Raw genomic sequence first — 18,347 nt, 5'->3', positions numbered from 1 at the left:
GCATCCCGTTTGCCGATCAGAGCTTCAGGAAGTGCAGCAGATCGGCGTTGATGACGTCGGCGTGGGTGGTGGGCATACCGTGCGGGAAGTTGTCGCGGTAGGTCTTCAAGGTCCCGTTCTGCAGGAGCGCAGCGGATTTCGGCCCGGACGCGACGTAGGGCACGATCTGGTCGTCCACGCTGTGCATCACCAAGGTGGGGATGGTGATCTTCTTGAGATCCTCGGTGAAGTCGGTCTGCGAGAACGCGACGATTCCGTCATAGTGCGACAGTGCGTCGCCCATCATGCCCTGGCGCCACCAGTTTTCGATGATGGCTTCCGACGACTGCACGCCCGGCTTGTCGTAGTTGTAGAACGGCCCCGACGGAAGCGCCCGGTAGAACTCCGAGCGGTTGGCGGCCAACTGGGCCTGCAAGTCGTCGAACACCGATTTGGGCAGGCCTTCGGGGTTGGCCTCGGTCTGCACCATGAGCGGTGGAACTGCGCTGATGAGTGCGGCTTTCGCGGCGCGCTGGGCACCGTGCCGCGCCAGGAAGCGGACGACTTCACCACCGCCGGTGGAGTGGCCGACATGGATGGCATCGTGCAGGTCGAGTGCTTCTACCAGGGCAGCCAGGTCATCGGCGTAGTGATCCAGATCGTGTCCGCCGGGGGTTTGGGTGGACCGTCCGTGGCCGCGCCGGTCGTGCGCGACGACGCGGTAGCCGTGCGAGAGGAAGAACAGCATCTGGTTGTCCCAGTCATCGGAGGACAGCGGCCAGCCGTGGCTGAAGACGATGGGTTGGCCCTGACCCCAGTCCTTGTAGAAGATCTCGGTGCCGTCGGTGGTCGTGATCGTGCTCATGCGGTTCCTCCTGCGTGGTGTTGTCGTTCACTGTCGCCGACCTACCGGCGGTCTGTCATGGACGCTGCCGGTAATCGAGGGGACCGCCAGTGGTACCCCAGCGCTACCTGCCAGCCACCAATTGCTCGAGTGTCCGTCGGCACCCACGCTCTCGTCATCAGTCGGATGACTGAGGGGTCTCCCGCCTGCGGAAGCCGAGCCGGTGTGGTGGCCCGGGCCTATCATTCGAGGATGACGCGGTCACGATGACCGCGTCTTGGCGACAAGGCGCAACCAGTGAGCTCCCATCAGCACTCCGGCGGGGTGGTCCTCGATCCGGCGACCGCCCGCCTGCTGGCCGCGATGAGAATCCCGCCGACCATGCGTGACCTCGGCCCCGAAGACGGACGGGTGGCGTTGCGGGAGGCCCAGCAGTCCGGCCTAGATCGGGTCGGCACGGTCGCGCGGTTCCACACCGCACCGGTGGGACCGTCGGGGCTCACCGGGTTCTGGATCGTGCGCCCGCAGGGAGTGCACGGTCGACTGCCCGCGGTCTTCTACCTGCACGGCGGCCAGTGGATGTTCGGTGATGCCGACACCCATGCCGACGTGATCGCCGAGTTCGCCCTCAGGTGCCGGGTGTCGATGGTGGTACCCGAGTACAGCCGCACCCCGGAGGCGCGTTACCCGGTGGCGCTGGAGGAGTGCTACGCCATGCTGCGGTGGATCCATGCCCACGCCGACGATCTCGAACTGAACGCGAGGGAGTTCGCGATCGCCGGTGACTGTGCGGGCGCGACACTGGCGATCGCGGTGGCGATGCTGACCAAATCCCGCGGCGGGCCGCGCCTTCGGGCGCAACTCGTCTACTACCCGCCCACGGATGCACTGTGCCGCTCCGAGTCCCACCGCATCTTCGGTGCGAACTATCTGGTCAGTAGCGACGAACAGGCCTGGTACTGGCAGCAGTATTGCGATGACGACCCCGAATGTCCCACCGTGTCACCGTTGTACGCCGCGACTGAGGACCTGGCCGGTCTGCCGCCGACGATGGTCGTCACCGCAGAGGCCGATGTGGTTCGCGACGAAGGGGCGGGTTTCGCGGCGAAGTTGCGCGCCGCGGGAGTCGACGTGACGGCGTTGCGCTACCTGGGCACCGTGCACGATTTCGTCGTCCTCAAGCAGTTGGCCGACACGCCGCCCACCCGGGCTGCCATCGAACAGGGAGCGTGGTTTCTCACCGAGGCGTTGTGGCGATGACAGTGGTGCACAGTGCGCCGCGTCTCATCGGTCGAGACTGCGTCATCGCCGCACTTTCGGCGGTGGTGAACAACGCACCCGGAGCACCGCCCGCGCTCCTGGTCATCGGGCAGGCGGGGATCGGCAAGACCGCACTGCTGCGCCGCGCAGCCGCCGGCGCCGATGACGGCGTGCAGGTGCTGTGGCTCGCCGGCGCGTCCAGTTCGCCCGTGCATGTGCGGTTGGCCACGGTGTTGTGGCCGCTTCGCCACCACTGCGAGCAGCTGCCGTGGGGCCTGCAGCGGGTACTGCGCAACCTGTTCGACGGCGGCGAGACCCCGCACGCCTATGCGGCGCCGCTGGCCGACGCGGTGGTGGCGTTGCTGGAGGCCACCTCCGCGCCGACCGTCCTGCTGGTCGACGATATCGACCAATGGGGAAGCGATGCGGGCGAATTTCTCTTCGCCCTGGTCGCGCAGCTGGCGGGCACACGGGTCCGGGCACTGTTCACCGCACGGCGCCGCGACGTGCTCGGCGGCGTGGCAAGGTCCATCGACAGCATCGACGTGCCACCGCTTTCGGCGGCGTCGTCGGCCGAACTGCTGGACGTGCAACCACATCAACCGGATCGCAGCGTGCGCGGCGAGGTGATCCGCTGGTCGCGTGGCAATCCGCTGGCGTTGATCGAGTTGGCCCGCGCCTATGGCCGCAACAAGACCAGGACGTTCCACGGCGCCACCATGAACGAACTGGCCGGGCACCATCCGGTCTTCGTCAACCAGATCGCCGCGCTGCCCGCCGACACCCGGAAGCTGCTGCTGGTGGCGGCGGCCGCCACCGGGTACGAGAGCATCGATGCGATCACCCGGGCCGCCGGCCGCGCGGACGACTTCGCCCACTGGCAACCCGCCCGCGCCGCCGGCATCGTCGAATTCACCGACGACCGGCGCGTGATCTTCGCCAACGCGATCATCCGGTCGGCGGCATACGCCGCCGGCGACCTGGGCATGCAGCGGGCCGCTCACGTGGCGCTGGCCGCCACCCCAGGGCTGAAGGAGAGTCTGCGGGCGTGGCATCTCGCCGCCGCTGCACCCGGTCCGGATGAGGAGATTGCCCAGGCGCTGGAACAGTCGGCCACCATATCGTCCTGTCCGGGAACGGAATTGGAGCTGGCGCGCGCACTGCAACGGGCGGCCGAGATGAGTCCGCAGCGCGGTGACGCGGCTCGCCGGTACGCCCAGGCTGCCAGTGCGGCCAATTTCGGGGGCGATCCAGGTTGGGCCATGGCGCTCACCGACGTGCCGCTGCGGGAGGCCCAGGACGCCGATGTCGCCGGGTTCGCCGCGCTGACCCGGGCCTCCGCGCTGCTGCAATACGCGCGTCCCACCGAAGCGGTCGACACCGTCCGGTCCATCCTCGATGGCCGGCGCCCCGTCGACCGGCACCTGGAGTTGGCGCTGCTGTACGCGGCAGCGGGCGCCGCGTACTACTCAGGGGAACTCGACCATCGCCGGGACCTCCGTCGGTGGCTGGAAACCCTCGAATTACCCACCGTGGCAAGCCGGTTCTCGCTGCCGTTCCCGGTGGGCGTCGCGTCGCTGCAGCGGGCCCATATCGCGATGTACGCCGAGACGGCTGGTTCGGCCGGTGCCCGGCCTCGCGTGTTCGACCGCGCTCTGCTGCGACCGCAGCCCGGAACGCCGGCGAACATGGCACGACGGTTGATCGCCGGTGCGATGGCCTATTCCAGCGAGGACACGGCCGTCGCGGCGCAGGAGCTCGGCATCGTCGTCGGGGATGTGGCGAGTCTGGACGGGTTGCGCGGGTTCACCTTCGCGCTGGCGCCGCTGGCGTGGGCGCTGCTGGACACCGGTCGATGGGAAGAGTTGACGCACCTGCTCACCGCCGCCGCCCCGATCAGCGCCGTCCGGTCGATCACGTTGGTCGACCGCGAGATCAAGGCCTGCACCGCCGCACTGCTCGCCTTCCGGGGTGACGTGGACGGCGCGAGCGCCGCCCTGAAGGAGGCCCGCGCCGTCGCCCCGGGGTCCGCAGCCCCGCCGCGGGCCACCGAAGTGGCCCTGATGCGCGCCTCGGGCTGGATCGCGGTCGTATCGGGGGATTTCGAGGAGGCATACCGGCGCTTCGGGGCGATGTTCCTCAGCAATGCCGATCCTGCGCACTTCGTGATCTCCTACCGCGCGGTTGCCGACCTCGCCTGGGCCGCGACGCGGTGTGGTCGGACCGAGGAGGTGGCGCCGCTCCTTGTCCGGATCAGTAGGCAGGTGATGGTCAAACCACCGGCACGCCTTCGCCTTCTGCAACATCAGGCCACGGCACTCGCGACGGCCGGGCACCGGGCCGAACGTCACTACAAGCTCGCGGTGTTCGACCCGGCGGGCGAACAGTGGCCACTGGACCGGGCCCGGGCGCGGTTGCACTACGGCGAGTGGTTGCGCCGGGCCCGCCGACCCGCTGAGGCCAAGCTGTTGCTCAGTGCCGCACTGGAGGTGTTCGAGCGACTGGGGGTGCAACCCCTGAGCGAGATCGCGCGTTCCGAGTTGCGCGCGGCCGGGGTGCCGGACACCGCGTCAGCTCCCCGAAATGCGCTGCACGCGTTGACGGCCCAGGAACGTCAGATCGTCGCGTTGGCCGCGTCGGGTCTGACCAATCGGGAGATTGCCGAGCGGCTGAAACTCTCGCCGCGCACCATTGCCTCCCACCTCTATCACGTATATCCGAAACTGGGCGTGACGCGGCGTCACGAACTTCGGGAGTTCACCAGCTGAGCGCGGCAGCCAGCGCGGCCGCCGCCTGTGCGGTGGCCGCTTTGGCCGCACCGGACTCCCGCAGGGCGTTCACCACCACGAAGTCGTGAATCGTGCCCTCGTACCGCACCGCGGCAGAGACGGCGCCGGCCGCGCGCAACCGCGCTGAGAAGGCCTCGCCTTCGTCACGGACGACATCGGCTTCGGCGGTGATGATCAACGACGGGGGAAAGCGCGCCAGGTCGCGGTCCTCGGCGCGTAGCGGGCAGACGGTGTCCAGCGTGCGGTCCTGGGGATTCGGGGCGTACTGGTCCCAGTGCCATTGCATGGTGTCCCGGTGCAGGCCGTAGCCCTGCGCGAAGCGCAGGTAGGACGGAGTCGCGAAATCCACGTCCGTGACCGGCGTGAATGCCACCAGGTGGCGGAACTGAAAAGACTTGCGCTGCAACGCCAGCAGTATCACGGCGATCGCGAGGTTGGCGCCCTCGGAGTCGCCCGCGACGGCGAGCCGGGCGGGGTCCAGACCGTGCTCGGCGCCGCGGGTGATCACCCACTGCGCGGTGGCGTAGGCCTGCTCCAGGGCGACGGGATAGCGCACCTCTGGGCACAGCGCATACTCGGGGAAGATCACGGCGGCGCCCGACCTGATCGCCAACTCACGAACGATCCGGTCGTGGGTCGAGGCGTCTCCGCGGACCCAGCCGCCGCCGTGCAGATACAGCACTGCCGCCGAAGGGGCGGTGCGATCCGATCGCTCGACGATGCGGACTCGCAGGGATCCGTGGTCGGGTGTCTCGACTGTGGTCCAGCGTTCGGAGATCTGTGCGGCGGTGTCCGTTCCGGACGTATCCCGTTGCAGCTCGGCCCAGGCGGCACGCTGGGCGGCCGCGGCGTGGGTGTGCGTGAGCGGGTGAGATCCGGCGGATACCAGGAACGCCTGCGCGGCAGGGTCGAGCGCGAGGCCATGCGGGTTCGCCGTCACGTCGCTGCCCTCCCCGGTTCGGACGCGAACTTCAGTGTGAGAGCACCCTCGGACACCCGTCATCAGTCACATGACTGATGACGGCGCACCGCGCCGCGGCGACGCTGGAGTGGGCAGACACGGAGGAGAGGTCACAGGATATGCCGACGGCGTCGGAAAGCGTGGGGCGACCGGTCAGCCGTGTCGAGGGCGTGGACAAAGTGACCGGTCGCGCCCACTACACCGCCGACGTCGCCGTGCCCGGTCTGGTGCACGCGGTGCTGGTGCAATCCGAGATCCCGCACGGCCATGTCACCGAGGATTCCCTGCGCTCCGGTGCCGACCGGGTCGGCCGGGCGCCCGGAGTGCTGCATGTGCTGACCCCGCTGAACTGCCCTGAGCTCAAGGTCTTACCCGACGAGCTGACGTACGACCTGCCGCTGGAGCGTCGCCCGCCGCTGTCGGATCTGACGGTGCAGTATGTGGGTCAGCACATGGCCGTGGTGGTCGCCGACAGCCTGGAGAACGCCACCGGCGCGGCATCGCTGTTCGAACTGACCTATCAGGCCGCGCCCGCACTGCTGAACGCTGCCGCGGTGCTGGCCGCACCGACGGCGCCGGACGAGAAGGGCGGCCAGATCAGGCACGGCAGTTATCGTCCCGACCATTTCGTGAAGCTGGAAGAAGAGAAACTCCAGGATCAGCGCGGTGTCGCACCGTTGCCGGAGAGCGCGGTCACGCGCGTCGATGCGCGCTACACCACACCGAGGAACGCGCATTACCCCATCGAACTGTCGGCGACGATCGCGCAGTGGGACGGCGATCACCTGACAATCCACGACTCCACGCGATGGATCGCCGGGGAACGGATGGCCCTGGCCGCCTACCTCGGGATACCGGAGGATCACCTTCGCATCCTGTCGCCCTTGGTGGGTGGCGCCTTCGGGTCGAAGAGCTTTCTGTGGATGCATGTCGTCCTGTGCGCGGTCGTGGCCCGGGAGGTGCAACGGCCGGTCAAGCTGGTACTCACCCGCGATCAGATGTTCACCTCGACGGGTCACCGCCCGCGCACCCACCAGGAGGTGACGCTGATCGCCGACGGCGACGGACATATCGGTAGTACCGAGCACCACACCGTGACCGAGACCTCGACCGTCGCGCACTTCTGCGAGCCGGCAGGACTGTCGACCCGGTTCCTCTACCAGTCCGCGCACCTGGTCGTGTCGCACCGGACGGCCCGGATCAACGCGCCGACACCATGTTTCATGCGTGGCCCGGGCGAGGCGCCCGGACTGTTCGCTCTCGAGGTGGCCATCGATGAGCTCGCCGAGCGCGCGCACATCGATCCGCTCGACCTGCGGATCCGCAATCACGCCGATCTCGATCAGGCCAGCGGCAAGCCGTGGTCGGGCAAGCATCTGCTCGACTGCTACGCACAAGGGGCGCAGCGCTTCGGTTGGCGCGACCGGCCCGCGGCGCCGCGCTCACTACAGCGCGGCGGTGTCCAGGTCGGCTGGGGGATGGCCACCGCCACGTATCCCGGCCGGCGCATGCCCGCCGGCTGCCGGGTGCTGACGTCTGCCGACGGTCATGTCGAATTCTCCTCGGCCACACACGAAGTCGGTACCGGGGTGCGTACCGTGATGACGCAGGTCGCCGCGGATGCCACCGGACTCCCGATGCACCGGGTGAGTTTTCTGTCCGGCGACTCCGAATTCCCCGCCGCACCTTACAGCGGAGCCTCGCAGACCACCGCTACCGTGGGCTCCGCAGTCTTCGCCGCTGCCACCGAGTGGAAGCGCCGATTGCTGGTCCTGCTCACCGAGGACCCCGACTCGCCGTACTTCGGCGCCGACCCCGCCGGGGTGGATATCGCCGCCTGCGCACCCGCGGCGGTCGGCGCCTTCGCAGACCAGTTGACCTTCGTCGCCGGCAGCGACGCGGGGGACCAGAGCGCGCAGGCGTTTCAGTCCTTCGGCGTGCACTTCTGTGAAGTCGAGGTCGACGAGCACCTCGGCCGTGCCAGCGTGATCCGGTGGGTCGCGGTGATGGACTGCGGGCGGGTGCTCAACCCGAAACTCGCCCGCAATCAGGTGATGGGCGGTATCACCTTCGGACTCGGCATGGCCTTGCTCGAACAGGTGCCCGACGACGACCGGACGGCACTGCCGATCGGTGAGTACTACGTGCCCACACACGCCGACCGGCCCGAATTCGACATCTCCTTCGTCGACGCGCCCGACTACGGCCTCGATCCGATCGGCGTACGCGGCATCGGTGAGATCGGCACCTGCGGAGTCCCCGCCGCCATCGCCAACGCCATCCACCACGCCACCGGCAAGCGGTTGCGTGACCTGCCGATCACCTTGGAGGACCTGATGATCCCGTACCGGCCGGCGGACACGAGGTCACCCGATGAGCGGTGAGACCGAGGTGGAGCTGCACATCAACGGCCAAACCCACCGGATGACGGTCGACATCAGATCGACGTTGCTGGACCTGCTCCGAGAGCGGTTGCACATGACCGGGACCAAGAAGGGGTGCGATCACGGGCTGTGCGGCGCGTGCACGGTGTCGCTGGACGGTGAACGTGTACTCAGCTGCCTGACCTTGGCGGCGTCGGTCGACGGAAGCGATGTCCTCACCATCGAAGGCATCGCCGACGGCGTCGACCTGCACCCGCTGCAGCAGGCCTTTCTGGACTGTGACGGATTCCAGTGCGGGTATTGCACACCCGGGCAGATCTCCTCCGCCCACGCCATGCTCGCCGAGTACCAGCGAGGTGACCTGAGCATGGCCACCTTCGAGGGATCCCGGGCCGACGTGATCACCGGCTGCCCCCGACTCACCGCACCCGAGATCCGGGAACGGATGGCGGGCAACATCTGTCGGTGCGGTGCCTACGCCAACATCGCCGACGCGATCGAGAGCGTCGCCGGAGAGCGGCGTCCGTGAAAACCTTCGAGTTCCGGCACGCGTCCAGCATCGGGGACGCGATCGACGCGGCCACGACCACGGGAGCGAAGTACCTCGCCGGCGGGACCAACCTCATCGACCTGATGAAGGGGGGTGTCGAGCAGCCGTCCGGTGTGATCGATCTGCGGCGTCTGGGCCTGACGTCGATCACCTCGACCGATACCGGCGGGGTGTTCGTCGAGGCCGGGGTGACCAACAGCGCACTCGCCAACCATCCACTGATCCGCACCCAGTACCCGGTGCTGTCACACGCGATCCTCAGCGGCGCCACCACCCAGTTACGCAACATGGCCACCGCGGGTGGAAATCTGTTGCAGCGCACCCGCTGCCCCTACTTCATGCAGACGGTGTTCGCCGCCTGCAACAAGCGTGACCCGGGTAGTGGCTGCGCCGCGCGGCACGGTTTCAACCGTGAGCACGCGATCTTCGGAGCGAGCGCCGATTGCGTCGCGATCAACCCGTCGGATATGGCCGTCGCGCTGGCCGTCCTCGATGCCGTCGTGCATGTGCAGAACGAGACGGGGCGGCGCACCATCCCGATCGATCGGTTCTTCGTGCTGCCCGGCCGCACCCCGGAGATCGACAACGCGCTGGACCCACACGATCTGATCATCGGGATCGAACTGCCGCCCTCCGCTTTCGCCGAGCACTCCTGGTACCTGAAAGTCCGTGACCGCCACAGCTACGCGTTCGCCCTGGTCTCGGTCGCGGCGGGTCTCGTCATCGAGGACGGGGTCATCACCGCCGCCGCCCTGGCCTTGGGAGCAGTGGCGGCCATGCCGTGGCGACTCCCCGAGGCCGAGGCAAGTCTTATCGGCAAGACGCCCACGGCGGTCACGTTCGACACCGCAGCGCAACTGGCGATGGTGAACGCACAACCCCTTTCCCAGAACGGTTTCAAAGTCGACCTGGGTCGCCACAGCGTGGTGCGCGCGCTCACCCTGGCCGCCGTCGACCGCGGGGCCGAGCCCGCCCCGGATACCTCCGGATGATCGCGCTCTGGTCCATCCCGTTGGCCAGGGTGACCGACTCGCCGGACCGGCGGCGCACCTGGTCACGCGGAATTCATCGAGGCCTGGCTACTGTGCAGGCATGACCCGACCGACCCTGCGTGAATTGGCCAGTCTGCCCGCCGTGCCCGCGGCCTGGTCCGATTCCACCCTCGTGCTGATCGACTGCCAGAACACTTATACGCAGGGCGTGATGGAGTTGGAGGGTGTGCAGGCGGCGCTGGACGAGGCCGCGGCACTGCTGGATCGCGCTCGCAGCGCCGGCATTCCGGTCATCCACATCCAGCACGATGACGGCCCCGGCTCGCTGTATGACATCGCGGGGGAGTCGGGTGCGATCGCCGGCCAGGTCGCCCCGCGCGGCGGGGAGCCCGTGATCGTGAAGAATTTCCCGAACTCGTTCGTGCAGACCGACCTGGAGAACGAACTGAAGTCCGTCGGGGCGACGAACCTCATCCTGGCCGGGTTCATGACACACATGTGCGTCAACTCGACCGCCCGTGGGGCGTTCAATCTGGGGTTCGCGCCGACGGTGGTTGCCGCGGCGACGGCCACCCGCTCGCTGCCCGGGGTCGACGGACCGGTGCCCGCGGCGGCCCTCCAGGCGGCCAGCTTGGCGGCGCTGTCCGACTTGTTCGCCGTGGTGGTCGCCGACGGCGCCGGCATCCCGGACTGAGCACTGGCCACGGCACGCCATGGCCGCGTCGTGACGGAGCGGACAGAAAAATGGCAGGCGCAGTCGTGCGTCATCGGCGAAGCTTGAGGGTGTGAACACCCAGTCGCCGACGTCCCCGCCCAGCACCCGTGTCACCCGGCTCCGCGAGAAGCAGGACACCTCGCGAGACGGACTGTACGAACTGCTCGACAGCACGCCGCTGGCCACGGTCGCCCTGGTGCGTGACGGGCATCCCCTCGCGATCCCGATCGGATTCGCACGTCTGGCAGACGAATTGGTGATCCACGGTTCCACGGGGTCGCCGTGGCTGCGTGCGCTGGAGGACGGGGCGGCCGCGGCGGTGTCGGTGACGACCCTGGACGGGGTGGTGGTGGCGCGCAGCGGTTTCGAGTCCTCATTCCGCTACCGCAGTGCCGTTCTGTTCGGGACCTTCGAGGCGGTCCCCGAGGCGGAGAAAGCCGACTACCTGAACGCCCTGACGGACACCTTCATCCCCGGACGGGTGGCCGAACTGCGACCGAGTACCCGCAAAGAGCTGGTCGCGAGCGTGGCGCTGCGGATGCCGATCGGTGCCGACAACTGGTCGCTCAAGGTTAGCGCGGGCTGGTCGGAGGACCCCGAATCCGATGTCGAGGCCGGTGCCTGGGCGGGTGTGGTACCGCTATCGCTGTCCTACGGGACGCCGGAGGAGGCGCCCGACTGCGACCCGTCGATTCCGGTGCCCGACTCGGTGCGCGGCATGACCGGGACCGTGCGCAACGTGGCGCCGCCGCTGCGCTGACCGGCGCGCCTGGCAGAATCCGCAGTATGCGCATGTCGGCGAAGGCGGAGTACGCCGTGCGTGCCATGGTCCAGCTGGCCACCGTCGGCGACGGTGGCCTGGTCAAGACCGATGACCTGGCCAAGGCGCAGGGCATCCCGGCCCAGTTCCTCGTGGACATCCTCTCCGACCTGCGCACCGACCGGCTGGTGCGCAGTCACCGCGGCCGCGACGGTGGATACGAGTTGGCCCGTCCCGCCGCCGAGATCAGCATCGCCGATGTGCTGCGCTGTATCGACGGGCCGCTGGCCAGCGTGCGCGATATCGGCCTGGGCGACCTGCCGTACTCCGGTCCGACCGCGGCGCTCACCGATGTGTGGCGGGCGCTGCGCGCCAGCATGCGCTCGGTGCTGGAACAGACCACGCTCGCCGATGTGGCCACCGGTGAGCTGCCCGTCCATGTGGCGACCCTGGCCGCCGACTACCTGGGCCAGGAGACCGAACGCGGTCACGGCTGAGACGGACGAAGCGAAGGCGGTAGGTGATGGGTGAGTTCAACCTGAACGACCTGGCGGTTCCGATCCTGGTGGCGCCGATGGCAGGTGGTCCGTCCACCCCGGAGCTTGCCGCGGCCGGGTCGGAGGCCGGTGGTCTCGGGTTCGTCGCGGCCGGCTATCTCTCGGCCGACACGTTCGCCGAACGGCTGACCGCCACCCGTAAGCTCACGACGCGACCTCTCGGGGTGAATCTCTTTGCGCCCCAGCCCAGCGCCGTGCAACCCGGCGATATCGACCGGTACATCGCGGAGTTGGCCGGTGAGGCGGCACGCTATGGCGTGTCGCTGGGCGAGCCGAAGTTCAACGATGACGACTGGGCGGCAAAACTCGAGGTCGTGCTCGACATCCGGCCGGAGGTGGTGTCCTTCACCTTCGGTTCGCCCAGCGCCGAGGAGTCCGCCCGGCTCCGCGCCGCGGGTATCACGACCGTCGCCACCGTGACCACGCTCACCGAGGCGCAGGAAGCGGTGGGCAAGGGTGTCGACGCGTTGGCGGTCCAGGGCCCGGCCGCCGGTGGACACCGCGGCACCTACGATCCCGCCGCCCGCCCGGCCGCTCAACCCCTCGATGAGCTGCTGGCCGAGGTGCTCGCGGCGACGGGGGTACCGGTGGTGGCCGCCGGTGGCCTGGTGACGGCGCAGGATGTGGGCCGGGCGCTGGACGCCGGTGCGGCCGCGGCCCAGCTGGGCACCGCCTTCCTGCTCGCCGACGAGGCCGGCAGCAGCCCGGTGCACCGTGCCGCGCTGCAGGATCCCGCATTCACCGAAACCGTTGTCACCAAGGCCTTCTCGGGACGATACGCGCGCGGTTTACGCAACAGGTTCATCGACGAGCATGACGAGAAGGCGCCGCTGGGATACCCGGAGGTGCACTACCTGACCAGTCCGGTACGCGCCGCATCGGTGCGGGCCGGGGACCCGCAGGCCACCAATATCTGGGCCGGCACTGGATTCCGGAGTATCACGACGGGCCCGGCCGCCCAGATCATCGGCGCGCTCATCTGAGCGTATCGACGGTCACGTCGCCGTCATCGGAGCGGACATTGATCTGGGCTGCGGCGCGCGCGGCATCGCTGGTCTCGGGTACCCGCACGGTGGCCGACCCACCGGACTGGGCGTGTACCAGGTAGGGGCCGGGGGTGGGCAGCGAGAGCGAGATGTCACCGTCGCGGGTCACCGCGTCCACCCGGCGTGGCGCCACATCCGCGAACTTCACCGCGATCTCACCGTCGGTGGTGGCCGCATCGAAGGACTCACCGACCGAAATCGGTTCCCGCGCGGTGATATCCCCGTCCTGCGCGCGCACCTCGACGCGACGGACCGCGCCGCGCAGCACGACCGCGCCGTCCGAGGTGCTCGCGGTCAGCTGATCCAGGTCGGCCTGGGCGAGCAACACGCCGGTGTTCTGGCGCACCGTCAGCGCGAGCCGGCGCCCGGTCTCCGGCGGCAGGGTGACGGTGACCTCGCCTGGATCGCCGAAGTCCAGGATCCCGTCGGCGGCTCCGTCCACGGTGACATGAGTGCCGTTGGCGTCATTGGTGACTCGCAGGTACTGATTGCTGTTGCGGCTGGAGGCCACCATGCGCAGATCGATGCGGGGTTCGGTGGCGTTGCGGTCGGCGGTGATGCGCACGGCCACCGGGGAATCGGCGGTGTCCAGGGTGAGCGACCGGATCGTGGTGGGCAGCGTCTGGTGGTCGGTCACCACCCGGAAGGCACTGAGCCCCCAGGCCAGCGTTCCGAAGGAGCCGAGCGCACCCGCGATGACGACGACGGCGATGCCGACCAGCAGGACTCGGATGACGTTGCGTGCGCCGTCGGACACCGGGGGTGGTCCGGCGGGTGCCTGGGGCGGGGTGAGAATGCTCATGGGGCAGTACCTTTCAGGATTCGAGGTAGCGCAAGACGGCCAGCACCCGGCGGTTCTCGCTGTCATCGGGGGTCAGCTGCAATTTGGCGAAGATCGACGCGATGTGCTTCTCGGCCGACCCGACCGAGACATGCAGTGCGGCACTGATCGCCGAGTTCGACTTACCCTCGGCCATGAGCTGCAGCACCTCCCGTTCGCGCGGTGTCAGTTCGTCGAGCACGACGCGGCGCCGCGAACGCACCAGGATCTGTGAGACCACTTCGGGGTCGAGGACGGTTCCGCCGCCGCCGACCACCTCGACCGCATCGAGGAAGGCGGGCACGTCGGCCACCCGATCCTTCAGCAGGTAGCCGAATCCCTTGGTATCCGAGGCGATCAGGTCGGCGGCGTAACGCTCTTCGACGTAGTGGGAGAGCACCAGAACCGCGGACTCCGGGTTCTGCGAGCGGAGCAGGGCGGCGGCGCGGATGCCCTCATCGGTGAACGTCGGCGGCATCCGGACGTCCACGATGGCCAGATCGGGGTGTTCGGAGTTGACGATGTTCAGTAGTCCGGTGGCATCCGGCACACCGGCGACGACCTGGTGTCCGGCGTCGGCGAGGATACGTTCGATACCGGCGCGCAGCAGGGCCGAATCCTCGGCGATCACGATCCGCATGGCAGCACCGCCGTCACGATGGTGGGGCCGGTCGCCGGACTGGACACCGTGAACGTGCCACCGGCGGCACGGACCCGCTCGGTCAGGCCGCGCAGGCCGGTGGCGTCGTTGTCGGCGCCGATCTCGGCGCCACCGCACCCGTCGTCGAACACCGACACATGCAGCACCCGAGCCGCCTCGTCCAGGCGCACCGTCACCACCGCCTGACCGGCGCCGGCGTGTTTGGCCACATTGGTCAGAGCTTCCGCCACCACGAAATAGGCGACCGATTCGACCTCATCGGGCAGCCTGACGGGCAAATGGACATCGAGAGTGGTCGGCACGCCCGAGATCTGGGTGCGCTGCACCACCGCCGAGAGCGCGGCGTCGAGCCCGCGGTCGCTGAGGATGGTCGGGGCGATTCCGCGCACCACATTGCGCAGCTCAGCCAGCGCGCTCATCGCATCGGCGTGCGCCTCGCCGATGAGGGCTTTGGCCGAGGCCGGATCGGTGTCCAGCTTGGTCTGCGCCAGCCCGATGGTCATCGCCAGCGAGACCAGTCGCGGCTGGACACTGTCGTGCAGGTCCCGTTCGATGCGGTGGCGCTCGGTCTGCGCCGAGGACACCGCACCTTGCCGCGCGTCGGCCAGCGCGCTGACCTGGGACTGCAGCGCCGCCGTGGGGGAGGCGGCCAGCAGCCAGCGATCGATCTTCGCGTCGACCGCGGGGGCGAACACCAGGAGCGCGATCGCGGCGAGCAGCGCGACCACGGCCAGCAGCCAGGCCAGCGGTGGCGAGAGGAAGGACAGCCCGGAGTCGGCGTCGCTGCGCCGGATCGCCGAGGCGAACGCCGGGGCCAGGAAGGCGAAGGCCAGCAGCGCCAGGGCGAGTCCACAGACCAGCAGGTCGTATGTCATCCGCAGGTAGTGCTGGCCCACCGCTTTCCAGAACCGGCTGCCGCTGATGTCGAGCCACAGCTGGTGTGCCCAGCGCTGGAATCCGGTGTAGGGCGACATGGCGCGGGGCGGCACGGGGATGTGCAGGCCGAACACCGCCTCGCTGCGCACCCGTTCGACCCACTCCACGCCCCGCATCAGGTAGACGAACACCACTGCGGACAGCACGAATCCGATCACCGACGGGATGGACGAGATGCCGATCACCAAGATGGACAACGGAATCCACAACCACACGGTGGCGAGCGCGGCGCCGGTGACCATCGACGCGGTGGGGATCACCCCGAGATCACGCCACCGGTGGACCGCCGTCGTGTCATCGACGGTATCGACGGTGTCGTCTGCAGTGCTCGACCAGATTGCGACCATGGGTCCAACCTATGGACAGTCGACGTCCGGCGACACCACGTTTTCCGCCGAACCGGGCGGGGGATAACCCCCGGTTACTTGGGTGCGGTGAGTTCCAGTGCGATGTTGTCGGGATCGCGGAACTCCAGGATGTAGGCCGGCCCGATGTCCTTGACCGGCCCGTGCGCGATACCGAGCGCGTCCAGATGTTCGCCCGCCGCGTCCAGGGCGGCGCGGTCGGCCAGCCGGAACGCCAGATGATCCAGGCCGGTGCGGTCCTCGTGGAAGTCGCCGTCGCCGACCGGCCGCAACCCGATCAGGGCGCCACCCAGGTCGTAGATGACCCCGCCGTAGAGAAACGCCAGCGCCTCTCGTGTCGCGGCGTCGGCACCTGGCGGCAATTCCACCAGTACGGGCCAACCGAAGACACCCTCGTAGAACTGCCGCGAGCGTTCGATATCGGTGACCGTGAGCCGCACATGTGCGATGGATGTCGTGGAGATCGCCATGACCACATACTGGCAGTCCGCGTCCGTGCCAGAATCCCCGACGTGCATGTGGGAATGACGATGCCGGTCATGGAGCCGGATCTGAACGCGGCGGTGCTCAAAGAGTGGGCGAAGGTCATCGACGAAGGACCGTTCTCGTCGCTGTGCTGGGGCGAGCGCATCGCGTTCGACAACCCGGACTCACTGACCCTGCTCGGGGCGTTGTCGGCCTGGACCGAGCGGGTGCGCCTGGTGACCACGGTGGTGGTACCCCAGCTGCACGACCCCGTGCTGCTGGCCAAAGGACTCGCGACCGGCGACGTGCTCAGTGGTGGCCGGCTCACCGTAGGTCTCGGGGTCGGTGGGCGGAATGAGGACTACGTCGCCGCCGGTGCGGACCCGGCAACCCAGACCATGCGGCAGATGGCCGACCGGGTGGCGGTGATGAAGCGGGTGTGGAACGGCGAGAAAGTGACCGATTCGGTGCTACCGGTGGGGCCCGCACCGGTGCAACCCGGTGGCCCGGAGCTTCTGGTCGGCACGATCGGCCCCAAGACGGTGCGCAGCGCCGCGCCGTGGGCGGCCGGATTGGCCGGTATCACCATGGATCTCGACGTGGACAAACAGAACGAGCTCTTCGATGTCGCCCGGACCGCGTGGGCGCAGGCCGGACGGCCGGCGCCGCACCTGGCCACCTCGTTCTGGTTCGCCCTCGGCGACCACGACACCGCCCGCACCCAGGTGCACCACCACCTGCGGCGGTACATGAACTGGATCCCGGCCGAGTACGTCGACGCCATGGCGCCGACGACCGGGTGGGCCGGCACCGAGGACGAATTGGCCGAGGTGCTGCACCGGTTCGCCGAGATCGGCACCGACGAAGTGCATCTCATCCCGACGTCCTCGGATACCGGACAGTTGCGCCGCGTCGCCGAGGCGGTGCAGGAGTTCAGCTAGATCCGCGCCGGCCGATGTTGGCGTCCAATGGCTTTCGGGTCCCGGTGGCTTCGCACAGCAACCACGCCAGCGGCACGGTGGTGGCCAGTGTCGCGATGACGAGCACCAGTGTCGAGCCGGTGAAGAGTGGCCACCCCAGCACCAGGTGCATCGTGATCGCCATCATCACCACGTGCAGCAGGAACAGCTCGTAGGAGATGTTGCCGATCCACACCATCGGCCGGCTGCCGAGCAGCCGTGTCCACCGTCCGGTATCGCCGAGCGCAAGTGGAGCGGTGACCAGCATCGCGACGGCCGCGTAGCACAGCGCCCTGGACACCGGATGCGCACCGGCCGGCGTGGCGGCGACCAGATAGGCCACTGCCGCAGCCGGGAGGGTGGCCACCGCGCGTACCCGGATCCCGTTCTCCTGCAGCACCGCAAGTGCCATTCCGGCCGCGAACGCGGCGAGATGGGCGGGCAGCCACATGCCTGCGGAGTTGGGCAGCCAGTCGGTGCGCGATGCCAGGAGCAGCCACAGCGGCGCGATCGCGGCGAGCGCGCCGAGGCCGGCCAGCACCGGACCGGGCCGCCACCGCCGTCCCATGAGCAGGTGGGCCAGCAGTGGTAGGACGGCGTAGAAGGAGGCTTCCACGGCCAGGCTCCACATCTGCGACAGTCCCGGATGCAGATAGGTCACCAGGAAGTTGTCGATGTAGATCTGGGTCAGCGTCAGGTGGCGCAGCAAGCCCAGCCACGTCTGGCCGGGATTCGGTTCCGGGGTGAAGTAGAGGAAGACCACATAGGTGAACAGCACGGCGGTCGCATAGCCCGGCATGATGCGCCGGATCCGGGCCCGGGCGTAGCGACCCGGCCGGGGCGCCGGGGCACCGGCGGCCGCCGATCGGACGTACGGCCGGAACAACAGCAAGCCCGACAACGCGAAGAAGATCGGCACCCCGATATCCAGATGGCCCAGCAGCGAGCCGAGGTAGCCGAGGTTCAGGGCGCCTGTGGCGAACGCGGCGTGCGTGCCGACCACCATCAGGGCGGCGAGCGCCCGCAAGCCCGTGAGCGAGGCCTGCCGAGGTACGGGTTCGAGGGCCGGCAGGGTGTCCGGCCCGCGCAGCGGTGTGGACGGCCCGGCAGACATCTCGTCAAGGCTAGTGAGTCAGCTGTGTGAGCGCCCGGGACCAGATGTGCCGGCAGCCTCGCTTCCCGGGCTTGCGGGGCGCGGTCCATCCGGTCGAACCGGCCGGTGAAACTCGCCGGGTGAACCGTTTACAGCAAATGCGCAAAGCGAACTCGACGGCGGAAAGTTGGAGTTACACTCGCGACACTTG

General features: G+C 68.6%; 17 protein-coding genes. 10 read left to right on the top strand and 7 right to left on the bottom strand.

What is annotated here, in order from left to right:
• Positions 1-16 precede the first annotated feature (16 nt).
• Complete coding sequence (locus FHU31_RS26850; RefSeq protein WP_167163794.1) at positions 17-844, bottom strand: alpha/beta fold hydrolase; 828 nt, start codon at positions 842-844, stop codon at positions 17-19.
• Positions 845-1,120: 276 nt separating this feature from the next.
• Between FHU31_RS26850 and FHU31_RS26845 the strand changes: the two genes are divergently transcribed.
• Positions 1,121-2,083, top strand: coding sequence for an alpha/beta hydrolase (locus FHU31_RS26845; RefSeq protein WP_263987930.1), 963 nt, complete (start codon positions 1,121-1,123; stop codon positions 2,081-2,083).
• Complete coding sequence (locus tag FHU31_RS26840) at positions 2,080-4,851, top strand: helix-turn-helix transcriptional regulator (protein ID WP_234901707.1); 2,772 nt, start codon at positions 2,080-2,082, stop codon at positions 4,849-4,851. The genes FHU31_RS26845 and FHU31_RS26840 overlap by 4 nt, the downstream gene beginning before the upstream one ends.
• On the opposite strand, the gene FHU31_RS26835 is transcribed toward FHU31_RS26840, so the two are convergent.
• The gene (locus FHU31_RS26835) at positions 4,841-5,812 is read right to left on the bottom strand and encodes an alpha/beta hydrolase (protein ID WP_167163790.1); all 972 of its coding nucleotides are present in this window, start codon (positions 5,810-5,812) and stop codon (positions 4,841-4,843) included. The genes FHU31_RS26840 and FHU31_RS26835 overlap by 11 nt on opposite strands.
• Before the next feature lie 140 nt (positions 5,813-5,952).
• Here FHU31_RS26835 and FHU31_RS26830 point away from each other — a divergent pair, with 140 nt between their 5' ends.
• The 7 genes from FHU31_RS26830 (at position 5,953) to FHU31_RS26800 (ending at position 12,774) form a co-directional block, all read left to right on the top strand.
• A complete protein-coding gene (locus tag FHU31_RS26830; protein WP_167163788.1) occupies positions 5,953-8,217 on the top strand; it encodes a xanthine dehydrogenase family protein molybdopterin-binding subunit in 2,265 nt (754 codons plus the stop codon).
• Entirely contained in the window at positions 8,207-8,746 is a 540-nt protein-coding gene (locus tag FHU31_RS26825) for a (2Fe-2S)-binding protein (RefSeq protein WP_167163786.1), read from the top strand. Before FHU31_RS26830 ends, FHU31_RS26825 begins: the two co-directional genes overlap by 11 nt.
• Positions 8,743-9,759, top strand: coding sequence for an FAD binding domain-containing protein (locus FHU31_RS26820; RefSeq protein ID WP_167163784.1), 1,017 nt, complete (start codon positions 8,743-8,745; stop codon positions 9,757-9,759). The genes FHU31_RS26825 and FHU31_RS26820 overlap by 4 nt, the downstream gene beginning before the upstream one ends.
• Positions 9,760-9,859: 100 nt before the next feature.
• Complete coding sequence (locus FHU31_RS26815; RefSeq protein WP_167163782.1) at positions 9,860-10,453, top strand: isochorismatase family protein; 594 nt, start codon at positions 9,860-9,862, stop codon at positions 10,451-10,453.
• A gap of 91 nt (positions 10,454-10,544) precedes the next feature.
• Entirely contained in the window at positions 10,545-11,234 is a 690-nt protein-coding gene (locus tag FHU31_RS26810; RefSeq protein WP_167163780.1) for a pyridoxamine 5'-phosphate oxidase family protein, read from the top strand.
• 26 nt (positions 11,235-11,260) lie between these two features.
• Positions 11,261-11,731: an Rrf2 family transcriptional regulator gene (locus tag FHU31_RS26805; protein ID WP_167163778.1), complete on the top strand. Its 471-nt coding sequence runs from the start codon at positions 11,261-11,263 to the stop codon at positions 11,729-11,731.
• 26 nt (positions 11,732-11,757) lie between these two features.
• A complete protein-coding gene (locus FHU31_RS26800) occupies positions 11,758-12,774 on the top strand; it encodes a nitronate monooxygenase (RefSeq protein ID WP_167163776.1) in 1,017 nt (338 codons plus the stop codon).
• On the opposite strand, the gene FHU31_RS26795 is transcribed toward FHU31_RS26800, so the two are convergent.
• The 4 genes from FHU31_RS26795 to FHU31_RS26780 all read right to left on the bottom strand — a co-directional run bounded on the left by FHU31_RS26795 (position 12,767) and on the right by FHU31_RS26780 (position 16,089).
• The gene (locus tag FHU31_RS26795) at positions 12,767-13,639 is read right to left on the bottom strand and encodes a DUF4097 family beta strand repeat-containing protein (protein ID WP_167163774.1); all 873 of its coding nucleotides are present in this window, start codon (positions 13,637-13,639) and stop codon (positions 12,767-12,769) included. The genes FHU31_RS26800 and FHU31_RS26795 overlap by 8 nt on opposite strands.
• A 13-nt stretch (positions 13,640-13,652) precedes the next feature.
• On the bottom strand, positions 13,653-14,297 hold the full coding sequence (locus FHU31_RS26790; protein WP_090363948.1) for a response regulator transcription factor: 645 nt from the start codon (positions 14,295-14,297) through the stop codon (positions 13,653-13,655).
• Positions 14,285-15,601, bottom strand: coding sequence for a sensor histidine kinase (locus FHU31_RS26785; RefSeq protein WP_167163772.1), 1,317 nt, complete (start codon positions 15,599-15,601; stop codon positions 14,285-14,287). The genes FHU31_RS26790 and FHU31_RS26785 overlap by 13 nt, the downstream gene beginning before the upstream one ends.
• A 74-nt stretch (positions 15,602-15,675) precedes the next feature.
• Positions 15,676-16,089 (bottom strand): VOC family protein, encoded by a 414-nt coding sequence (locus FHU31_RS26780; protein WP_167163770.1) that lies wholly within the window; start codon positions 16,087-16,089, stop codon positions 15,676-15,678.
• Positions 16,090-16,143: 54 nt separating this feature from the next.
• Between FHU31_RS26780 and FHU31_RS26775 the strand changes: the two genes are divergently transcribed.
• Positions 16,144-17,025: an LLM class flavin-dependent oxidoreductase gene (locus FHU31_RS26775; RefSeq protein WP_167163768.1), complete on the top strand. Its 882-nt coding sequence runs from the start codon at positions 16,144-16,146 to the stop codon at positions 17,023-17,025.
• Here FHU31_RS26775 and FHU31_RS26770 read toward each other — a convergent pair.
• Complete coding sequence (locus FHU31_RS26770) at positions 17,018-18,157, bottom strand: acyltransferase family protein (protein ID WP_167163766.1); 1,140 nt, start codon at positions 18,155-18,157, stop codon at positions 17,018-17,020. The genes FHU31_RS26775 and FHU31_RS26770 overlap by 8 nt on opposite strands.
• Positions 18,158-18,347: the final 190 nt, after the last annotated feature.

It is taken from the genome of Mycolicibacterium fluoranthenivorans (assembly GCF_011758805.1).
Taxonomy (GTDB): domain Bacteria; phylum Actinomycetota; class Actinomycetes; order Mycobacteriales; family Mycobacteriaceae; genus Mycobacterium; species Mycobacterium fluoranthenivorans.
The sequence above is the reverse complement of the archived record's forward strand: the minus strand, read 5'-3'. Positions and strand labels throughout refer to the sequence as shown.